This is a genomic window from uncultured Oceanicoccus sp. (assembly GCF_963968385.1).
Classification (GTDB): domain Bacteria; phylum Pseudomonadota; class Gammaproteobacteria; order Pseudomonadales; family Dasaniaceae; genus Oceanicoccus.
On record NZ_CAXAHB010000102.1, the window covers coordinates 1 to 4,755 of the forward strand.

5 protein-coding genes are annotated in these 4,755 nt (G+C 46.4%); all 5 read right to left on the reverse strand.

Going from position 1 to position 4,755, the window contains the following annotated elements:
- A partial coding sequence (locus AACP44_RS08510; RefSeq protein ID WP_339340102.1) for a type II secretion system F family protein occupies window positions 1-941 on the reverse strand: 941 nt, incomplete at its 3' end.
- A complete protein-coding gene (locus tag AACP44_RS08515) occupies window positions 941-2,644 on the reverse strand; it encodes an ATPase, T2SS/T4P/T4SS family (protein WP_339340103.1) in 1,704 nt (567 codons plus the stop codon). The genes AACP44_RS08510 and AACP44_RS08515, both read right to left, overlap by 1 nt.
- A 55-nt stretch (window positions 2,645-2,699) precedes the next feature.
- Window positions 2,700-3,308 (reverse strand): hypothetical protein, encoded by a 609-nt coding sequence (locus AACP44_RS08520; RefSeq protein ID WP_339340104.1) that lies wholly within the window; start codon window positions 3,306-3,308, stop codon window positions 2,700-2,702.
- Between the two features lies 1 nt (window position 3,309).
- Window positions 3,310-4,563, reverse strand: a complete 1,254-nt coding sequence (locus AACP44_RS08525) for a hypothetical protein (protein ID WP_339340105.1) — start codon at window positions 4,561-4,563, stop codon at window positions 3,310-3,312.
- A 4-nt stretch (window positions 4,564-4,567) separates the two neighbouring features.
- A partial coding sequence (locus AACP44_RS08530) for a hypothetical protein (RefSeq protein ID WP_339340106.1) occupies window positions 4,568-4,755 on the reverse strand: 188 nt, incomplete at its 5' end.

Genomic DNA, 4,755 nt, shown 5'->3' on the forward strand with positions numbered 1-4,755 from the left:
GTTAATGTTTGCTCACCCAGCCGTACCATTGCCACCTCAAAATCACTAACATCTGCCAAGGTTCGCAGCCGGTTAATGGTTTCAGTCTGCAATAGACCGGTGTTGAGCACGTCACCTTCATTTCCATCCCCTGTGGCCAGTTTATGACGCATACGCCGCAGGTGATATTTCATATAGGGAGTAGAACCCTTTTCAATTTCGGTTAGTGATTCATTAAGCGAGGTACCGTTTTGCAACAGCAGGCCAAGATTTTTTAAAAATACCGCACCTTGCTGCAAGCGGTATTGCTTATAAATCGGCAGATCATCCATCAGGCTACGGATATTGCCCACCGAGTTGGCTAGCTGATAACTGATAAACGCACCCACAGCACACAGCGATAACAGCAGCAACCACCAGTTTTGAATCATAAACTGCCAAAAGGCATAAATCGTTGCTGCATCCGAGGGCCACTCTTCCATCGGCTTGATCTCTTTAACTACAGTGTAAAAACCATCGTTGACATTCACAGCCATAACAAATGCCATAATCATAATCATCAAGGAATAGGCGCTTTTAGAGAGAAACAGGGTGACCCCGCCGGAATTGGCCTGCAGATAATCAATCACATTCCTTAAGGTTTTGACCAACAGACCGCGCTGTTCACCAACGCGTATCGAGATAATAATTTGCTCGGGAAACCACCCTTTAAAACCGTCTACCATTAAACCGCCTTCGTTTAATGCGCGGATAACCGACAGACAAACCTGCTTGGTGTCACCCTGATAGTTGGCAGAAAACAAGGTAAACGCATTAATTGTCGGAACACCCGCATCAATTTGACTGATAAGATCTTCAAGTAAGATAATTTGAGCCTTGGTATTAAAGGACACCGTTTGCCGCCATTTGGTGATCATATAGCGCTGCCAATACTCGGCATCCAACAAGATATTCAGATCCATCAGGCACTCTCCTCGACGGCAGGCTGATCGGCAACCCGATCACTGAGTTTTCTACGCTGCGCGTTATAATCAAAGCTGTTTTCTTCATCATCAGCACCAATCGGGCCAACGATGCTGTCCACAAAATACGGGTCAACAAGGCCCTGGCGCACCAGGTGCATAGCGTGGTCGGTAATATTTTCCCAACCCATCTTATGCAGGTATTCCTCCAGGCCGAGCATATCGCCTTCGTGGATATAGCGCCTTACTGCCCTGTCGATATTGATCACCTCTGCCAGCACGGTACGGCCGTTAAAGCCACCATCACACTGACTGCAACCCTGCGGGTTAATCACATAGGGAGCACAGTGAATATTGCGCTGCTTACAGTGCTGCATAAAATCGCGCATATAGTCATCGATACGCAATTTGGCTGATAATAATTTGCGGTTATTGTTGTAGGGATGATCGGCAGGCATCGCAGAGAAGCTGATTTTGCAATTTTCACACAGACAGGGGGTAAGACGCTGATAGGATAGTGCACGCAATAAACCGGGGCTGGACAGCTTTTCCCAGGAAATACCAATATCATGCAGGCGAATAATAATGGGCAAGGCGCCATTGGTATGAATGGTAGCCAGTGCCATATGGCCGGTGGTGGCGACATGCAATGCGGTTTCGGCCACTGACAGGTCGCGCACCTCGCCAATCATAATGTCATCCGGGTCCTGCCGTAGAATATTTTTCTGATACAAAGTGTATTTTTCCGACAGATCTTCTGAATCATCAGCGTTGCCACTAACATTAATCTGGGAAGCGTTGGGGATTATTTTTTCTACCGGGTCTTCAATGGTATAGATTTTACGGTCGTCAGGGACTTCATTTAACAGGCTTGCCAGGGCGGTGGTTTTACCGGAGCCTGTCGGGCCGGCTATCAGGATAATGCCATCACCCTTGCGCAGATTGGTTTCCAGAATTTCCTGATGCAGAGGATCAAACCCCAGCTTGGATAAGGGCGGTGCCTCTTGCTCATCGCCCACTGACAGATAACGCATAACAACATCACCACCACCACTACAGGGCTGGTAGTTGATCCGGAGCCGGGTTTGCCCGCCTGACCAATTCGCATTAAAGGCACCTTGTTGTACCTCTTTGAGGTTAAAGTCCTTATTGGCTTTTACCCGAAAGGCAACATTGGCTACAGCCGTGCCCAAATTAACGCTCAATTTGGATTTCAGCCGGATAGATCCCAATATCCGGTATTTAATATAGGTTTCCGACGGACGAATTTCTATATGAATATCGGAGGCGCCAAAATGTATACCTTGCTCCAGAATCTCATCCAGTGTTCTTTGCGCTTTGGTATCGCTAAACGGGTCACTATCCTTTTCAGCCAAGGCTGCTATTTGATCACCGGCCGATTCAAATACAGCATCAATAATATCACCGGTAGTCACAAAGGTTTTGTTAGCAAACCCAGCCCGCTCTGCCATGGTTTTAATGGTACGGACACTTATGTCAAAAGGGTCGGCACACAACAGCTGGCCATTGGCAAGCAACGCAATATGCTTTTCTTTTGCCTTGGCTACCAGTTTGCTGTTATTTAATAATTGCAGAGAAGACAACTGCATCAGATCGGTGATTACTGGCAGGTTGGCCTTGGCAGCTATCTCCTCCGCTTGTTTGCTATGCAGCTTGGGCTTAATTAATTCAATTTCGCTCATGGATATTCCTTTCCTGTTAAGCAGTTGCTACTTCGTCGGTTGTTCCATAACCGTACTAAGGATTGCGTGTTTTGGGTGCGATCAGTAAACGGTGGGTATTTCCCTTTGATATCAGCACTCCATTTTCCTTCAAGGCTACTACGGTCATATCACCGATAGCTTGATCCTTAAAAACAGGGATGACCCTTTGGTCATACCGGATCAATGCTTTTTGTCGATCATAATCAAAGTACGTCAGGGTCGCGTCTGCGAATGCAGAGCTGGCACTACTATTGCCCTTGGCAGCAGCTACATTGGCAACGTAATCAGAGGATGGTAAAGCAGTCCGATTGGCCTTACGAGAACTGCCGACCACCTTGCGTTTACTGGCAATAACCTGTGCTATTTGAAGATTTAACTGCTCCTGACGAAGGGTAAGAAATTTCTCATTAAATACAGAACTGATCATTTTAACTTCAGGAGACTGTATTGCACTGGTGGCTTCGTGCATGGTTTCAGAGGACACCTTTTCAGGCGGTGGTCTATGCTGAGTAATGACCTTTGTTTCGGTCGCTGTATTGGCAGTTTCGGGACTGCCCTCCAAAAACATATCAGCAGCCAACCAAATGACAACCGCAAAAATCACGATAAAGACTGCCGACTGTGCAATAGTTTTGTTGTTCATACTAGTACCCAAATAAAGTGAGAGTAATATCGCCGGAAAAGCTAAATCGGCTGACACTAAACGAGGCGCTATTTAAATTTAATGGCCGGCCATCCAAAATACTGGCCAACCAAACAAGATCCGCATGGGAGATTTGCTGTGCACTCAAACTTAATTGACGTTTTCGATAATGGTTATTACCGGAATACTTGCCCAGAGATGCGCTCAAGTTGGGGTTTAAGGATAAATCGTTAAGCAAGTTGATGGTCAACTCATCCAGTGAAACCATTTTTTTTGGCTCTGCTCTGGCCAGATTGTCTGGCAGGCTTTTCCTCAGCACAATATCACGCTGCTTAATAGCAAATGTACTGTCAAAACTTTCGGCAAAATCCGCAGCTTGCTGATAATCCGGCACAGAGGATCGAAGGCTATAACCCGTACGCTTATCGTCGCTTATTTGCATTGTTGCAAGCTCCCAGCGGCTCAGGGTCAAAAGACGCAGATAGTCATTGCCCAATAACAACAGAGCATTTGAGGGCGAAATAGACTGCAGCTCAACCCGGTAACTTTTGTAGTTATCAACGACCTTTATCACCTGCTTTGGTGGAGGCGGGGGCGTATAAATAAACCCCCAATAAAATGATGCCGAAAGCGCTGCCAGACCCACAGCATATTTCCAGGCATGACTGACAAGACCTGCTCGGGTTACCGCCTTGGCAGGTGACGACAAGCGATCAGACTTATCGGGGATAATAAGGTTAATAATGCCTTGATTTAAGGTGACAAAATTTCCTGTTCTGGCAGGGTCTATGACCATATCGTTAGAGTCAGCGGACTCGGTTGATTGTTTGACCGGCACCTCACCATAGGTATAAATATCGAAAACTTCGTCGCCCGCGCCAATACCCATACCAATATCGTCTGCCACCACGGTTGCCGGTAATTCTGCATCCAGCATAATTTTTTGGTTGCGCACAATAACAATGGCTATCCTGGCGTCGTCCTGACGATCGTTATCAATATTTTCACACCAGATCAGGTTTTCAGGGTAGTCAAAGTGGCGCGCAACAGACTCGCCCAGTAGATAGCCGCGATCATGACTGTAGGCAATAGCGTATCCGTCATTTAATTTTCGAACATGACAAAAATCGCCGTATTCTTGGGTTTTGTCACGTATTTCACGCAGCAGCTGAGCTCTGCCGGTGGCTGCCGAATACTCGCGTACCGGGTTAACCACAAACTCAATATCGCTATTATCAGTAGAAATAAATGCCATCAGTCTAGTTATCCAAAATAACGGGGGTTAATAACACCATCACTTCATGCCTGTTCGAGGCTGAATCCCTGTGACCAAAAAGATCGACACCAAAATAATCAGAGTTCTTGGTAGAATTCATAGACTGCTGATAACCGGATATCAGCAATGTTTCTCCGCTCTTTAATCGAGTTCGGGTATTCACTTTGGTTT